The sequence below is a fragment of the Pseudomonas sp. B6(2017) genome (genome assembly GCF_002112765.1).
Taxonomy (GTDB): Bacteria; Pseudomonadota; Gammaproteobacteria; order Pseudomonadales; family Pseudomonadaceae; genus Aquipseudomonas; species Aquipseudomonas piscis.
The window spans coordinates 215711-230160 of record NZ_NEIQ01000003.1; the positions used below are offsets into that span (position 1 = coordinate 215711).

Genomic DNA, 14450 nt, shown 5'->3' on the forward strand with positions numbered 1-14450 from the left:
TATCGGTTTTTTAGCCGATCGCCTTCAGGTGCACGGCAAAACGTTCAGCCAGCCAACGCGCCGCCAACCCCAGGGGCTCGTCGCGGCGCCAGGCCAGTTCCACCACCAGCGCCGGCGGAGTCCACTCGCTGGTCAATTCCACCATCTGGTGCTGGTAGGCCGAGTACTGCACCACATGCCGTGGCAGCCAGGCCCAGCCCAGGCCGCGCATCAGCCATTCGGCCAGGACGTAGAAGCTGTCGGCCCGCCACACCTGGGGGCTGAACGGCTCGCCGCCGGGATAACCGCTCTGCTGCGGCGCCATGAGCAATTGCCGGTGCAGGGCGAGGATCTGCCGGTCGACCCGCCCCTGGCGGGCCAGGGGGTGGCCCACGCCACATACGGTGACCATCTCGACGCTGCCCAGGGCCTGGCGCTCCAGGGTCTCGGGCATCTGCTCGTGGTGGAACAGCAGGCCCAGGTCGGCCCGGCGCTCCACCAGCCGGCGCGCCACGTCGCCCTGGGCACTGCTGGCCAACTGCACTTCGAGGCTGGGAAAACGCTCGGCCAGGGCTTCCAGGCTGTCGAGCACCGGCTGGTAGGGCATCGCCTCATCCTGGGCCAGGCGCAACCGGGCCTCCTGGCCTCGCATCAGGGCCAGCGCCCGGCCATTGAGGCGATCGCACTGGCGAAGGATTTCCCGGGCTTCCTGCAACAAGGCGCTACCCGCCTCGGTCAGCTTCGGCTGGCGGCCGCTGCTACGCTCGAACAGGCCCACGCCCAGGTCGTCCTCCAGCAGCGAGATGGCGCTGCTGACCGCGGACTGGGCCTTGCGCTGCTGACGAGCCACCGCAGAGAACGAGCGCAATTCGGCCACGCCGACGAACATCCGCAACTGTTCCAGGTTCCACTGGGTATTCATGAAGCGACCCTATCTATTATTCAGATAGGAAATGACTTTACCCCATCTGGGCAAGCACTAGAATGCCGACCCCAGAAAGCAGCCCCTGTCACGAGGACCCTCCCATGAACGCTTACTACTACCTGGCCATCGCCATCTGCGCGGAAGTGATCGCCACTGTTTCTCTCAAAGCGGTCAAGGGCCTGAGTACCCCGCAGCCGCTGCTGTTGGTCATCGCCGGCTACGGCGTGGCCTTCTGGATGCTGACCCTGGTGATGCGCACGGTCCCGGTGGGCGTGGCCTATGCCGTGTGGTCAGGCCTGGGAATCGTCATGGTCAGCATCGCCGCGCTGGTGCTCTACGGCCAGAAGCTGGATGTCCCGGCCATGCTGGGCATGGCGTTGATCGTCCTTGGCGTGGCGGTGATCCAGCTGTTCTCCAAGACCGCCGGCCACTGAAAGACAACGGCAAGCCGCGAGCGACAAGAAGGCGCAAGCGCCGGTTGTTGCTTGCAGCTTGAGGCTTGAAGCTAGAAACTTGCGGCTTCGATTGGTTCTCCGAGGTTGCTGCATGCCATCCGCTATTTCCACCGATGTGCTGATCGTCGGCGCAGGCGTCGCCGGTCTCTGGCTCAACGCTCGCCTGCGACGCCAGGGTTTTTCCACTGTCCTGGTGGAGAACGCCAGCCTCGGCGGCGGACAGAGCGTCAAGTCCCAGGGGATCATCCACGGTGGCGCCAAGTACGCCCTGCACGGAGCCCTCACCGGCGCCTCGGAGGCCATCGCCGACATGCCGCGGCGCTGGCGCGAGGCCCTGGCCGGCAATGGCGAGCTGGACCTGGCCGGCGTGCGCCTGTTGTCCGAGGCCCACTATCTCTGGTCCCCCGGCACCCTGGCCGGCAACCTCACCAGCTTCTTCGCCAGCAAGGCCGTGCGAGGCCGGGTCGACCAAGTCAAGGGCGAGCAACTGCCGCCAGCCCTGCAGGACAAGCGCTTCAAGGGCAAGGTCTACCGCCTGGCCGAACTGGTAGTGGATGTCCCCAGCCTCATCGAGCGCCTGGCCCAGTTGGCCGGCGACAGCCTGCTGGCCGGCCAGCGGATCCAGCCCTTGGTGGAAAACGGCCAGCTGGCGGGACTGCGGGTCGATGAGCGCGAAATCCGCGCCCAGCGCATCGTCCTCAGTGCCGGCGCCGGCACCGCCGACCTGCTCCAGGGCCTGGGCCTGGAACAACCGGCCATGCAGCGCCGGCCGCTGCACATGGTGCTGGTCAAGGGCACGACCCTCAAGCCGCTGTACGCCCACTGCCTGGGCGGTGGCCCCAAGCCGCGGATCACCGTCACCACCCACCCGGCCGCCGATGGCCAGTGGGTCTGGTACCTGGGCGGCGATCTCGCCGAGGCCGAGGGCGTGGCCCGGGAACCGGCGGCGCAGATCGCCGCCGCCCAGAAGGAACTGGCCCAACTGCTGCCCTGGGTCGACCTCAGCCAGGCGCAATGGGCCACCTTGCGGGTGGATCGCGCCGAACCGGCACAGTCCGGCCTGGTCCGCCCGGACAACGCCTTTCTCGCCGAACAGGATCGCCTGCTGGTGGGCTGGCCGACCAAGCTGGCCCTGGCCCCGGACTTCGCCGACCGGGTCCTGGCGGCCCTGGAACGTGATGGTATCCGCCCGGCCCACGGCGATCCGCTGCCGGAACTGCCGCGCCCGCCGCTCGGCCAACCGGCCTGGGAGCAACTGCTGCCATGAGCCAACTCACCCTGCACGATCTGCATCGCCCGCTGGGCAGCACCGGCCTGCTGGTTTCGCCCCTGGGCCTGGGCACGGTCAAGCTGGGCCGCGACCAGGGGGTCAAGTACCCCAACGGCTTCCAGATCCCGGACGACCAACAGGCACGGATGCTGCTCAAGCTGACCCGCGACCTGGGCATCAACCTGATCGACACCGCCCCGGCCTATGGCCGCAGCGAAGAGCGCCTGGGCCCGCTGTTGCGCGGCCAGCGTCATGAGTGGGTGATCGTCAGCAAGGTCGGCGAGGAGTTCGCCGATGGCGTCTCCCGCCACGATTTCAGCGCCGCCCATACCCGACTCTCGGTAGAGCGCAGCCTGCAGCGCCTGGAAACCGACTTCATCGACCTGGTGCTGGTGCACTCGGACGGCAACGACCTGGAAATCCTCGAGCACAGCGCGGCCTACCAGGCCCTCGCCCAGCTCAAGCAAGAGGGCAAGATCCGCGGCTTCGGCTTCTCCGGCAAGACCGTCGACGGCGGCCTGAAGGCCCTGGAGCAAGGCGATTGCGCCATGGTTACCTACAATCTGAACGAACAGGCGGAGAAGGCGGTCATTGACTATGCCGCCGCCCACCACAAGGGCATCCTGGTGAAGAAGGCCCTGGCCAGCGGCCACGTCTGCCTGAGCCCGGGCACCGATCCGGTACGGGCCAGTTTCGAGCTGCTGTTTGACCAGCCCGGTGTCGCCAGTGCTATCGTCGGGACCATCAATCCACTGCACCTGGCCCACAACGTGACAACCGTGGCACAGGTCCTGGGCAAGAACTGACGCCGCCGAGGCGGCCGCCCCCGACGCAGGAAGGAGCCGAGATGTCGCGACCGCTGATCAGAAAGAACCCCAGCAACTTCAAGACCTTGCCCCTGTTCGTCGAAGCGACTCCCGAAGGGCTCAGCTACCAGAGCGTCGGCATGCCGCTGAACTTCGCCCAGACCCTGCAACGCCGGCGCCCGGTGAGCGTTGCCGACAACGAGCGCTTCGCCCTGGAACTGGCGAACCTCGGGGTCTCGGTACGCCTGACCCTGCACTGGCAGAACCGCGACTATTGGGTGCTGGTGCGCCAGCGCCGCCAGGACCGTGGCGATGTGGTCCTGAAGCTGATCTCCGGCTACGTGCCGGCCCACGAGCTGAACCTGCCGCTGCACACCGCCATCCAGGAAATCGCCGAGGAATGCCTGCTGGAAACCCCGGAAGGCTGGCTGGCCGGGCGCTTCAACGATACCTGGCTGCCGGCGCCCTATGCCGGGGCCCTGCATTACCGCGAGACGCCACACTTTCGCCTGACCCCGCTGTCCGGCGCGGCACGCCCGGTTCGCTGCGCCAACCTGCACTTGCTGGAACGCCCCCGGGCCTACGTACACCTGCCCACCGCCTCGCTGCAACTGATCTACGACCTGCGCCTGGATGTCCCCAAGGAAGCCAAGTCCCTGAGCCTGTTCCATGTCGACGAACGCCTGGAGGGCGACCAACTGGTGGCCCGCCTGGATCGCAAGCGTCCCGACCTGTACCTGATGCCCCTGGAAAACGGCCAGCCCTGCGCCGAGCTGTACACCCTGAAGAAAGATCAACTGCATCCGGCCAGCACCCGCGGCCTGTACCTGGCGGAGAGCTTCGCCCAGCAGGAAGGCTGGGTGGTCGGTGATGAGCGGATTCGCTGGAAGGACTGGCTCAGGCAGCGCGGCCTGAGCGAAGCGGAAAAGGACACCCAGCTGGCACGCCTGACCGGCAAGGCACGGCAGATCCTGCGCAAGATGGTGCCCGCCAAGAACCGGCGCCAGGGCTAAAAAAAACGGCGCCCCAAGGGGCGCCGTGATTCAGCCCAGGAGCCTCACTGGGCCTGGTCGGTCTTGCGGATCTTTTCGACGATGGCGGTGGTCGAGCTGTTCTCCACCAGCCCCAGCACCTTCACCGTACCGCCATAGGCCTTGACGATATCGGCCCCGACCACCTGGTCGATGCCGTAGTCGCCGCCCTTGACCAGGACGTCCGGACGCACCTGGGCCAGCAGGTTTTCCGGGGTGCCCTCGGGGAAGCTGATCACCCAGTCCACCGCACCCAGCCCAGCCAGGACCGCCATGCGCCGGTCGACGCTGTTGATCGGCCGGCCCGGGCCCTTGAGCCGGCTGACCGAAGCGTCGTCGTTGATCGCCACGATCAGGCGATCGCCCTGGGCCCGGGCCTGCTCGAGGTAGGTCACGTGTCCGGCATGGAGAATGTCGAAGCAGCCATTGGTGAACACGATCTTCTCGTTGTGCGCCCGCGCGTCGTCGATGGCCAGCAGCAACTGGTCGAGGCTCAGCACGCCGCGCTCGGAGCCTTCTTCGCGCTGGATCGCCCGACGCAGCTCGGGAGCGCTGATGGCCGCGGTCCCCAGCTTGCCGACCACGATACCCGCCGCCAGGTTGGCCAGGCCCACCGCATGGGGCAATTCCTCGCCAGCAGCGATCGCCGCCGCCAGGGTGGAAATCACGGTATCCCCGGCACCGGTGACGTCGAACACTTCGCGGGCTCGGGCCGGCAGGTGCAGGGGCGGATGATCCGGGCGCAGCAGGGTCATGCCGTGCTCGCCACGGGTCACCAGCAGCGCACCCAGCTCCAGGTCGTGCATGAGCTTGGCACCCTTGCCGACCAGCTCGTGCTCGTCGGCGCAGCCGCCAACGATGGTTTCGAACTCACTGAGGTTCGGCGTGATCAGGCTGGCGCCACGGTAGATGGAGAAATCCTTGCCCTTGGGGTCGGCCAGCACCGGGATGCCGCGGGCCCGGGCGGCGGCGATCAGCACCTGGTGATTACGCAGCGCACCTTTGCCATAGTCGGACAGCACCAGCACCTTGATGCCGTCCAGCAAGGTGTCGACCTCGGCTGCCAGGGCCAGGGCGTCGGTGGCGAAGGGTTCTTCGAAATCGATACGCAGCAACTGCTGGTGGCGGCTCATGACCCGCAGCTTGACGATGGTCGGCTGGTGCTTGATGCGCTGGAACAGGGCCCGCACACCAGCACCCTGCAGGCTGTTGGCCAGGCTATCGGCAGCCTCGTCGTCGCCGGTCACCCCGACCAGCGAGGCCGGCGCGCCAAGGGCGGCGATGTTCAAGGCAACGTTGGCGGCACCGCCCGGGCGGTCCTCGATCTGCTCGACCTTGACTACCGGCACCGGCGCCTCAGGGGAAATCCGTGAGGTACCACCATGCCAGTAACGGTCGAGCATGACATCGCCGACCACCAAGACGGGGGCTTGATCGAATCGCGGCATGGACAACTTCATGGAGCATCCCACATACAAAATGAACAGGGGCGCGATATTAGCACAGGGTTGGCGCCGCCTAGTTCTATGGCTTGCGTGGCTCCGACGAAGAATTGACCTTGCTCATTTGCGCTGCAAAAGCTGCAGCAGGCAACGGATTGCCTCGGGCAACGCCATGCTTGCGGTATCGATCCGGCAATCGGCCTCGAGCGGCTCCTCATAGGGGCTGTCGAGCCCGGTGAAGTCCTTGATCCGTCCTTCCCGCGCGGCCCGGTAGAGGCCCTTGGGATCACGCAGGGCACAGGCATCCAATGGCGTGCTCACATGAACTTCCAGGAACTGCCCGGGAGCGAACAGCGCCCGAGCGGCATCGCGCTCGGCGCGAAACGGCGAGATCGCCGCGACGATCACCACCAGCCCGGCCTCCACCATCAACCGCGCCACCTCGGCCATGCGCCGGATATTTTCCTTGCGCGCCTCGACACCCATTCCCAGGTCCCGGCACAAGCCACTGCGTACATTGTCGCCATCAAGGACGAAGGTATGCATGCCCAGTTCGTTGAGCCGCAACTCCAGCAGGTTGGCCAGGGTCGACTTGCCGGCTCCGGACAGGCCGGTCAGCCACAGGCAGCGGGGCTGCTGGTGCTTGAGTTCGGCCCGGGCAGCGGCCGACAGTGCCAGGTTGTAGGGACGGATCTGCGGTTGCTGCAAAGGCATGCTGGCAGGTTCATTCATAACCGAGCATCTCGTAGTCACGTTGATAGACCCGACGTACCAGGCGCCGGGTACGGACCGAACACAACTCCCGGACGGGAACGTGCTCGCGTTGCTGGGTACTGTTCAGATGAGGAAGCTGCGCCTTGATGCCCAGGCGCTCGCAAAGCAATTGAAAATCGCGTTGCAAGTGTTCCTGGTAGCCGACGAAATCCAGGGACAAATGCCCTAGGGAATCGGTGAGGAAGTCAGCCTGGGGAGCGAAATGTATTTGTCGGTGGACGTTCTCCGGATGCAGCCAGCGACTGACGAAATCATCGAAATCCCGATAATGCACGGCCAGTGCCTGGGCAGCCTGGTCTCGGCGCGATAGTTGATTGCCCCGCAAGAAGGTATAGGCCGAATAGGCCCGCTCCAACGGATCACGGACGAAGGCAAACTTGAAACTGCTGGAGAACGTCCTGGGAAACTGCTGTTCATACCAGTACAACGGCAAGTGCCCAGGTGTCCATCCATCGAACAGCGCGGAGCAGACACTGCTGCCAGCACATTTGGGGACATGGATGAACAAGCAGGAATGACGGGCAAAAGCAGAGGGGAAACGCACGTTGGCGGACATGGATTTGTTCACGGCCTGGCGATCCACCACTGACAGGCGCCCCAGCAGGAAATTGCGTTGGGTCTTGGGTAAGAGCTTCCAGACAAAGCGTTGCAGCATTCCGACACCTGCGCGAAAGGGATGGCCCTCTCGATCCAATCGACGATTCAGGCGCGAAACATAACAAGCGCGTAGCGTGGAATTATTTAGCCTTGGTCAAGACTGTAAGCAAGGCGATACATATGCCCCAAGGCCGTTGCGGCCCCGGGGAATGGGAGCGGGAGCGAGCCGCTCCCGGAAGGGATCAGGCGATCCCGTTTTGCACTGGTTCTTCCAGCCCCATGGCATGCAGCCGCGAGTAGTAGCCATTCTGCGCCAGCAACTGGGCATGGGTGCCCCGCTCGACGATACGCCCCTGGTCCATGACCAGGATCAGGTCGGCCTTCTCGATGGTTGACAGGCGGTGGGCGATCACCAGGGTCGTGCGCCCTTTCATGACCTTGTCCAGGGCTGCCTGGATATGCCGCTCCGACTCTGTGTCCAGGGCCGAGGTGGCTTCGTCGAGGATCAGCAGCGGGGCATTCTTGAGCAATGCCCGGGCAATCGCCAGGCGCTGGCGCTGGCCACCGGAAAGCAGCACGCCGTTCTCGCCAACCTGGGTGTCCAGGCCATCGGGCAGTTGCGCAATGAAATCCATGGCATAGGCGTCGGCGGCGGCCTTTTCGATGTCCGCCCGCGGGGCCCCGGCCAAGTCGCCGTAGGCGATGTTGTTGGCCACAGTGTCGTTGAACAAGGTCACGTGCTGGGTTACCTGGGCGACATGACGGCGCAGGTTGCGCAAGCGATAGTCTTCGATCTCGATGCCGTCTAGCAGGATCTGCCCGGATTCGTGATGGTAGAAACGCGGGATCAGCCCGGCCAGTGTCGACTTGCCGCTACCGGAACGGCCAACCAGGGCAATCATTTGTCCTGGATCGGCACTGAAATTGATGTCCTTCAGTACTTCGCGATCGGTCTCAGGATAGGTGAAGCTCAGGTTTCGTACTTCCAGGCGCCCGTCGATACGTTCACGCTCGACGGTTCCGGTATCGACCTCAGGCTGGACATCCAGCTGCTCGAAGATGCTCTCGGCGCCGGCCACGCCTTTCTGGATAGTCGAGCTGACTTCGGACAGCTGGCGGATCGGCTTGGGCAACAAGCCCGCAGCCGTGATATAGGCCACCAGATCACCGGCTGTAGCATCGCCACGCAAGAACAGCACGAGGAACATCAGCGCGGCCATGGCGGAATAGATCACCAGCTGCAGCATGGGGGTATAGACCGCGCCGGTCTTGGTCATGCGCAACTGCTTGTCGGTATTGCCCTGGCTGGCCTGGGCGAAACGCTGCTGCTCGTACTCCTCGCCACCGAAGCTGCGAACCACGCGATAGCCCTGGATGGTTTCCGAAGCGACATGGGTCACGTCCCCCATCGCCACCTGGATCTTTTTGCTCTGCTTGCGGAATTTCTTGCTGGTATTGCTCACCATCACCGCGATCAAGGGCAGGATCGCCACCATCACCAGGGTCAGCTTCCAGTTCATCCAGATCAGGTAGCCGAACAGGAAGATCACGGTCAGGCCTTCGCGGATCACCACCTTGATGGCATCGGTGGCCGCCCCGGTGACCATCGTCACGTTGAAGGTGATACGCGAGATCAGGTGCCCGGAGTTGTGGGTGTCGAAATAACGATTGGGCAGGACCAGCAACTTGTTGAACAACTCGACCCGCAGATCATGCACCAGGCCCAGGGAGACCTTGGCCAGGTAATAGTTGCCAAGGAACGAACCCAGTCCCTGCCAGGCCGCGATCAGGATGATCAGCAGCGGCACCGCCATCAGCAACTGCAAGTCCTGCAAATAAGGAACATCGGGGAACAGCACCGCGTTGGGATTACTGAGCCCATCAACGAAGTACTTCAGGATTCCCGCCAGCATCGGCTGGGTGGAAGCGAAAATCACGAAACCCAGGATACTCAGTGCGAACATTCCCCAGTAGGGACGCACATAAGACAGCAAGCGCAGGTATATCTTCAGACTCGACGCCGCGGCAGGAGTAGGGATAGTCATGAGAACTCGTGGGATGAGAAATAAGCCGCGCACTATAACACAGGCCATTTTCACGCCTGAGCTGAGGTAGTATACCGGCCCCTATCCATGCCCGCCGGCGTTGACCCTGGAGTATTGATGCAAGCCCTCGACCCTGCCCGCTACCTCACCCTGCGCGAGGGCGCCGAAGTCCTCGAGGCCGATGGCCATGGCGACAAGGTATTGCGTCTGACAGACGGCTCGATCTTCAAGCTCTTTCGGCGCAAGCGCCTGCTGACCTCCGCAGCCTGGTATCCCTACGCCCGACGCTTCGCCGACAACTGCAAGGCCCTGGACGAACGGCACATCCCTTGCCCCAAGGTGCGCCAGGTCTACCGCATTGCCAGCATCGAGCGCGACGCGGTGCACTACAGCCCCTTGCCGGGGCAGACCCTACGTCAGTTGCTGGAGGATGAAGAGCAGGGCGAAACACTGCGAGCCCAGTTGGGCGCCTTCATGGCTAGGCTGCACGAAAGCGGCATCTACTTCCGCTCGGCTCACCTGGGCAACATCGTCCTGACACCGGAAAAACAGTTGGGCCTGATCGACATTGCCGACCTGCAAGTGCGTCGCCGGCCGTTACGCAAGAACCTGCGGCTGCGCAACTTCAAACACATGCTGCGCTACGCAGAAGATCGCCAGTGGTTGCTGAAGAACCAGGGCGCGACCTTTCTCGAACACTACAGCGCCGCGCAGAACACCTGCTCGAGACAAGACCTGATCACGGTCTTGCAGCAGGCGTAGTGCGCGGCGCTTGGGGGAACAGCCTTACAGGCCCTGGGCTTGCCGGGCCTGCAACACCCGGCCAAGGATCATGGCTGCTGGCAGCAGTACCAGTGGCCACAGCTCATCCGGATTGCCGATCAACAGACTGCCATCGAAGTTGAGCATCACCAGCGCACAGGCCAGGTACATGCCCCAGGCATCACGCAGGCGCCAGGCATAGACAAGCGAAGCCACCATCAGGGCAATGAAGATCAGCAGCGCCGGCGCACCGGTGTACAGCCCCAGAGCGACAAAGATGTTGTGTGGATGCTGGATCGGCATCCAGCCAGCGAGCAACTGGCTAGAGTGGAAACCCACACCGCAACCCAGCGTCCAGCCGCAGTTCTGCCACTCACCGACCATCACATGGAACAACTCGCTCCGGTAGGAATCACCGCGCGTCCACAAGGACTGGAACCACGCCTCGTCGTGGATGCCCCAAATGACCGCGGCAAGAACCGCCGATCCGAGGACAACCGCAGCTCCCATGGCCTTGGGCTTGTGGTAAAGCCCATACAGAACCCACAGGCCGAAGAGGAATGCCGCACCAACCAACGCCGTACGGGTCTGCAGGACAAAGGTCACGGCCACCACCGACAACAGGATCGCCGCCCCCGCCTCAACCCAGCGCTTGGACCGCACCCACCAAGGCAAGGCCAGCGCCAGCGCACAGAACAGCCAGATGCTGGCGTAGATCACATTCTGCAGGCGGGCCGGCAACAGACCGACCCGGCTACCAAAAGCGAATTCTCCCGTACTCCAGCTATAAACCGCACTGGCATAGATATACAGGCAGAGGATCCAGAACTGGGCGCGAATGAACTGCGGACTGCGGAAGAATGTCGGCGCAGTCAGGGCTGCGACCGCAAACATGAACAACAGGGTGTAGACGATGTGCTTATAGAACTGAGCCTTTCCGGCGATGATTCCCGGCACGAAGAACCACAGGATGAAGACCAGCCACCCCCAGGCCAAAGGCTCCCTGAGCAACTTACGACCATCACCCTTGAGCAGGAACACCAATCCCGGCAAGGCAATGAAGGCGTAGAAGATATTGTTGGTCCACTTTGAAGAACCACCCACTATGTAGCTCAACAAGAACACGCATAACAGCGTGCTGAAGTAGAGCGCTGTTTTCCCCAGTTTCATACGATCAAATTCCATGTATCAACCAACCCAATGCGAGACCAAGAATAAAAACCGCCGCCAACTTGATTCGGTCACGACGCTTGCGGCGCTGCTTGTCCACCCGCTCCTTGGGAAGTTCAACGTGCTCGCCAAACCCTGTGTGCAGCACTGCGTCATTTTCCAGAATCAAGCCATGACGATTGTCACGGGCGTAGATTCGCGACAGATCCTTCTCTCCCGAAAACGCCGAGTAAGGTGCGTGCAGCAGGTAATCTGCCTTGCGTCGCAGGCCCGGATTCAGTGAAAAACCCTGCCAGTCGGCCTTGTGCGAACCCAGCAAATAGAAAGGAATTCCATCGACGACCTTGCGCTCGTTGAGGAAAATGTAGGGACTGTGTACAGCCAGGTCATGATGAAAGCTGCGCAGCCAGACTTGTAGCGCCTGGGGATCGTTTTCCAGCAGGACCTGGGACTCTTCGATAAAACCTTCACGATAGAAGTCCCAGTCATCCTCGCAGTGGAAGATCCAGGAAGTCTGCACGTGCTCATACGCCAGGTCGATGGAGCGTAACTGGCCCAAACGCGGAACATTGACAAAAAACTGGGTGTGCGCCCGCCAATGCTCCGGAATGCAGTTCTCTACCTCTTTATCACCAGAGTCTTCAGTGATAAACACCCGGCGGATCGGCGCGGTGTTGAAACGATCGAATGATTCCAAAGTTCGCTTCAACAGGTCGAAGCGACCACAACTGGTCACCACCACCGATATATCGCTAGTTTCGCTAAACAGCATTTAATAGCACCAAGTCATTAGCGGGAAGTTGTCACAAGGCTCTTAGAAGCCCAATGCCACACGCAATCTTTCTGTCCAGCTCAGCGGCGCACGCTCACGAAGCGGCGCACGCATGCATTCGACCACTGCATGGCCGACCGAACGGAAGCTGTAACGCTGCTCCACCAGGGCTTGTCCCGCCTGAGCGATAGACTGGCTGAGCTCCGGCGAAGCGCGCAATTGCTGGAGTTTCAGCCTCAGTTCCTCGCGATCGCGATACAGTACAATGTTCTGCATATCGATAAAACCCAAGGCCTGGTTCTCTTCGTTCCCCTGGTCAAAGGCGAACAGTACGCAGCCACAAGCCATGGCCTCGAAGTTCTTGATCATGTATTCGCCCATGCCGACATCGGCACTGACGAAGTAGCGAATTCGATTCAAGGTTTCGCAATACTCCTCACCCGACTTGGTCCGGGTGACAAGCAGATTCTCGACTTCAGCGATCGACTCAAGCATTTCTTTGCGACCGGAGTACGCCACGCTGTTCAAACTGCCGACAAAACCTAGTTCGATATCCCGCTCACGGGCTCGGTCCTGCAGCAACGCCTGGTCGTAGCCCTTGGGCACGAAATGCGCATCGAAACCTTCTTCACACAGACGCTGACTGACCATGTATCCCGAGCTGATGACCCGCGCCCAAGGCAACTTGCGGTAGTGCGCACTAAACTTGCCGGTGTACTTGCAAGGGATGTAGTTCTGGTACGCGTCGTGCTCGAGGATAACCAGGTTAGGCAGGGTCTGTATGAACCTAACCTGTCTGATTTCCTTCTTGAAGCGCAGGAAGAAGACGATCCGGTCGTAACGCTCAACGTCCACGTGCTTGCGGAAGTACTTACGCAGATTGTCCTGCTCGGCACTGCTCAGCATGCGCATATCGCATTCGCATCGCTCAGCAATGCCATCGTAGAGTCGATCAAGAATCGCCCGCTGTTCTTTCTGAACCAGAAACAGAACTCTCACACTTCCTCTCTTTTGCTTGGATTCTCGTCGACCCAGAACAGCTCGTGCTGACGCACTGCCTTGCGGAAAAACTCGTTTTCACCAAAGGCGGGCCAATGCCGGCCAGCCAGACAACGCTGAATGAGGCGTCGGATCTTGCGCTTGAAGGGAGGCGGCGGCTGCAGGTCGTGCATCATGCCCAAAGACATGGCCTTGTGCCACTGCCTTTGCGGGAGAACGGTCAACGCCCATGGTCGCAACGGTGACTGTGCCGCCAGCTGTGGTGGCAAGGCCACGCCACTACCGGCCTGCCCCATGGGCCAGCGATCGTTGTCATGCAGGTGGTTGGCATAATAAAGCAGGGACGCGGGCTGGCTGCTGGTCTTGCCCAGGGCCTCCAGCACCGCCTGTTGCGCACAGACATGATCCGGATGCGGGTCGAAATGGGGATGGGGCACAACGATGACTTGGGGCTGGATATGCTCGATCAGTTCCACCAAGTCCTGCACCAGGTTCTGCCAGGAGGGAATCCCATTGGCATCACTGGCCAGGCCCAATTGATTGAAGCGCCGGAAAGGACGGGTATCGAGCATATCGGCCTCTCGCGAACCGACCGGCTGCTCGGGCGCAGCTTGCATCGCCGCCAACTGCAGGCAGAAATACCCCAACTGCACGCAGCGTTCCTGCGGGACACCCGCCCATAAAGGCACGCTGATGCTGTCCCAGGCCCGCAGCGAGCCCTTCAAGCGCGCCGCTTCGACACCATCGAGCCCCATCTGCCGGTAATGTTCAGCTTCTATCTCGCCGGCGGTCAGGGTCACGATCCAACTCTGGGCCGCCTGGCTGTACAGGCCGAACGCCGCCAACTCGGCATCATCGGCATGGGGAGCGACCACCAATACTCGCTTGGCCAGATAGTCGGGGTGACGCAGGATGAAGAGCTCGACCCCGGGATCCAATCGACAGAAACGCCCCTCGAGCGCCAACCTCGATTCGTTCAGGGCAACTTGCTGGCCAGTCAGGTTCAGGTAGCGAACTCCCTGCACACCGCGCTCGAAGTCCTGGCAGTCCGCCATCCCGCCAAGTATCCGCACTCCAGGATCGAACAATCTCCCCAACCAGGAGGACTTGATGCGCACCTTGAGGATCAAGGTGTCGTTGTCACCCAGCGCCAACGGGCCAGGCAGGCTCAACTTACCCTCGACAAGCTGCAGTGAAAGCTGCTCATCGGCCTTCAGTTGGTAGTCGTAGTCATCCTTGGGTGAATAGAACAGGTGGTCGGCGAACCAGGCCTCGTGGGCCAGCCAGGCAGCCACCGCCAGCAACAACGGCAACCACCAGGCCACCAGGACGCCAGCCAGCAGCAACAGCACCAGGCCGATCAGCAAGGCGATTCGTTTATTGCGCCGGTGGCGCTTGAGCAGTTGCTGCTTGCGGCTCATGG

General features: G+C 62.3%; 14 protein-coding genes. 5 read left to right on the forward strand and 9 right to left on the reverse strand.

Going from position 1 to position 14450, the window contains the following annotated elements:
* Positions 1 to 10: 10 nt before the first annotated feature.
* Positions 11 to 901: a LysR family transcriptional regulator gene (locus CAG11_RS06575; protein ID WP_085595529.1), complete on the reverse strand. Its 891-nt coding sequence runs from the start codon at positions 899 to 901 to the stop codon at positions 11 to 13.
* A 104-nt stretch (positions 902 to 1005) separates the two neighbouring features.
* On the opposite strand from CAG11_RS06575, the gene CAG11_RS06580 reads away from it, so the two are divergent.
* From CAG11_RS06580 to CAG11_RS06595, 4 genes are all read left to right on the forward strand, one after another.
* Complete coding sequence (locus CAG11_RS06580; RefSeq protein WP_022641336.1) at positions 1006 to 1338, forward strand: multidrug efflux SMR transporter; 333 nt, start codon at positions 1006 to 1008, stop codon at positions 1336 to 1338.
* Between the two features lie 112 nt (positions 1339 to 1450).
* Positions 1451 to 2626, forward strand: a complete 1176-nt coding sequence (locus tag CAG11_RS06585) for an FAD-binding oxidoreductase (protein ID WP_085595531.1) — start codon at positions 1451 to 1453, stop codon at positions 2624 to 2626.
* Positions 2623 to 3435 carry an aldo/keto reductase gene (locus tag CAG11_RS06590; protein WP_085595533.1) on the forward strand — a complete coding sequence of 271 codons (813 nt, stop codon included), beginning with the start codon at positions 2623 to 2625 and terminating at the stop codon, positions 3433 to 3435. Before CAG11_RS06585 ends, CAG11_RS06590 begins: the two co-directional genes overlap by 4 nt.
* Before the next feature lie 41 nt (positions 3436 to 3476).
* A complete protein-coding gene (locus CAG11_RS06595; protein ID WP_085595535.1) occupies positions 3477 to 4448 on the forward strand; it encodes a metal ABC transporter ATPase in 972 nt (323 codons plus the stop codon).
* A 44-nt stretch (positions 4449 to 4492) separates the two neighbouring features.
* On the opposite strand, the gene hldE is transcribed toward CAG11_RS06595, so the two are convergent.
* From hldE to msbA, 4 genes are all read right to left on the reverse strand, one after another.
* Entirely contained in the window at positions 4493 to 5926 is a 1434-nt protein-coding gene (gene hldE, locus CAG11_RS06600) for a bifunctional D-glycero-beta-D-manno-heptose-7-phosphate kinase/D-glycero-beta-D-manno-heptose 1-phosphate adenylyltransferase HldE (protein ID WP_085595537.1), read from the reverse strand.
* A gap of 102 nt (positions 5927 to 6028) precedes the next feature.
* Positions 6029 to 6640: an adenylyl-sulfate kinase gene (cysC, locus tag CAG11_RS06605; protein ID WP_085595538.1), complete on the reverse strand. Its 612-nt coding sequence runs from the start codon at positions 6638 to 6640 to the stop codon at positions 6029 to 6031.
* Positions 6633 to 7337: a sulfotransferase family 2 domain-containing protein gene (locus CAG11_RS06610; protein ID WP_085595540.1), complete on the reverse strand. Its 705-nt coding sequence runs from the start codon at positions 7335 to 7337 to the stop codon at positions 6633 to 6635. The genes cysC and CAG11_RS06610 overlap by 8 nt, the downstream gene beginning before the upstream one ends.
* 184 nt (positions 7338 to 7521) lie before the next feature.
* Positions 7522 to 9324 (reverse strand): lipid A export permease/ATP-binding protein MsbA, encoded by a 1803-nt coding sequence (msbA, locus tag CAG11_RS06615; RefSeq protein WP_085595542.1) that lies wholly within the window; start codon positions 9322 to 9324, stop codon positions 7522 to 7524.
* A 117-nt stretch (positions 9325 to 9441) separates the two neighbouring features.
* Here msbA and CAG11_RS06620 point away from each other — a divergent pair, with 117 nt between their 5' ends.
* Positions 9442 to 10086 carry a phosphotransferase gene (locus CAG11_RS06620; protein ID WP_085595544.1) on the forward strand — a complete coding sequence of 215 codons (645 nt, stop codon included), beginning with the start codon at positions 9442 to 9444 and terminating at the stop codon, positions 10084 to 10086.
* A 24-nt stretch (positions 10087 to 10110) separates the two neighbouring features.
* Here the strand turns inward: CAG11_RS06620 and CAG11_RS06625 are convergent, their stop codons facing one another.
* The 4 genes from CAG11_RS06625 to CAG11_RS06640 are packed head-to-tail and all read right to left on the reverse strand — an operon-like array spanning position 10111 to position 14448.
* A complete protein-coding gene (locus tag CAG11_RS06625) occupies positions 10111 to 11271 on the reverse strand; it encodes an O-antigen ligase (RefSeq protein WP_085595546.1) in 1161 nt (386 codons plus the stop codon).
* The gene (locus CAG11_RS06630) at positions 11261 to 12028 is read right to left on the reverse strand and encodes a glycosyltransferase family 2 protein (RefSeq protein ID WP_085595549.1); all 768 of its coding nucleotides are present in this window, start codon (positions 12026 to 12028) and stop codon (positions 11261 to 11263) included. The genes CAG11_RS06625 and CAG11_RS06630 overlap by 11 nt, the downstream gene beginning before the upstream one ends.
* A 42-nt stretch (positions 12029 to 12070) precedes the next feature.
* Positions 12071 to 13027: a glycosyltransferase gene (locus CAG11_RS06635; protein WP_085595551.1), complete on the reverse strand. Its 957-nt coding sequence runs from the start codon at positions 13025 to 13027 to the stop codon at positions 12071 to 12073.
* Positions 13024 to 14448, reverse strand: a complete 1425-nt coding sequence (locus CAG11_RS06640) for a PIG-L deacetylase family protein (RefSeq protein WP_085595553.1) — start codon at positions 14446 to 14448, stop codon at positions 13024 to 13026. The genes CAG11_RS06635 and CAG11_RS06640 overlap by 4 nt, the downstream gene beginning before the upstream one ends.
* Positions 14449 to 14450 lie beyond the last annotated feature (2 nt).

What these genes read in the sequence shown, in the direction of transcription:
- CAG11_RS06590 (WP_085595533.1), top strand. Translation starts at nt 2,623, where the DNA reads ATGAGCCAACTCACCCTGCACGATCTGCATCGCCCGCTGGGCAGCACC.
- CAG11_RS06640 (WP_085595553.1), bottom strand. Translation starts at nt 14,448, where the DNA reads ATGAGCCGCAAGCAGCAACTGCTCAAGCGCCACCGGCGCAATAAACGA.
- hldE (WP_085595537.1), bottom strand. Translation starts at nt 5,926, where the DNA reads ATGAAGTTGTCCATGCCGCGATTCGATCAAGCCCCCGTCTTGGTGGTC.
- CAG11_RS06595 (WP_085595535.1), top strand. Translation starts at nt 3,477, where the DNA reads ATGTCGCGACCGCTGATCAGAAAGAACCCCAGCAACTTCAAGACCTTG.
- msbA (WP_085595542.1), bottom strand. Translation starts at nt 9,324, where the DNA reads ATGACTATCCCTACTCCTGCCGCGGCGTCGAGTCTGAAGATATACCTG.
- CAG11_RS06630 (WP_085595549.1), bottom strand. Translation starts at nt 12,028, where the DNA reads ATGCTGTTTAGCGAAACTAGCGATATATCGGTGGTGGTGACCAGTTGT.
- CAG11_RS06625 (WP_085595546.1), bottom strand. Translation starts at nt 11,271, where the DNA reads ATGGAATTTGATCGTATGAAACTGGGGAAAACAGCGCTCTACTTCAGC.
- CAG11_RS06610 (WP_085595540.1), bottom strand. Translation starts at nt 7,337, where the DNA reads ATGCTGCAACGCTTTGTCTGGAAGCTCTTACCCAAGACCCAACGCAAT.
- CAG11_RS06620 (WP_085595544.1), top strand. Translation starts at nt 9,442, where the DNA reads ATGCAAGCCCTCGACCCTGCCCGCTACCTCACCCTGCGCGAGGGCGCC.
- CAG11_RS06585 (WP_085595531.1), top strand. Translation starts at nt 1,451, where the DNA reads ATGCCATCCGCTATTTCCACCGATGTGCTGATCGTCGGCGCAGGCGTC.
- cysC (WP_085595538.1), bottom strand. Translation starts at nt 6,640, where the DNA reads ATGAATGAACCTGCCAGCATGCCTTTGCAGCAACCGCAGATCCGTCCC.
- CAG11_RS06580 (WP_022641336.1), top strand. Translation starts at nt 1,006, where the DNA reads ATGAACGCTTACTACTACCTGGCCATCGCCATCTGCGCGGAAGTGATC.
- CAG11_RS06575 (WP_085595529.1), bottom strand. Translation starts at nt 901, where the DNA reads ATGAATACCCAGTGGAACCTGGAACAGTTGCGGATGTTCGTCGGCGTG.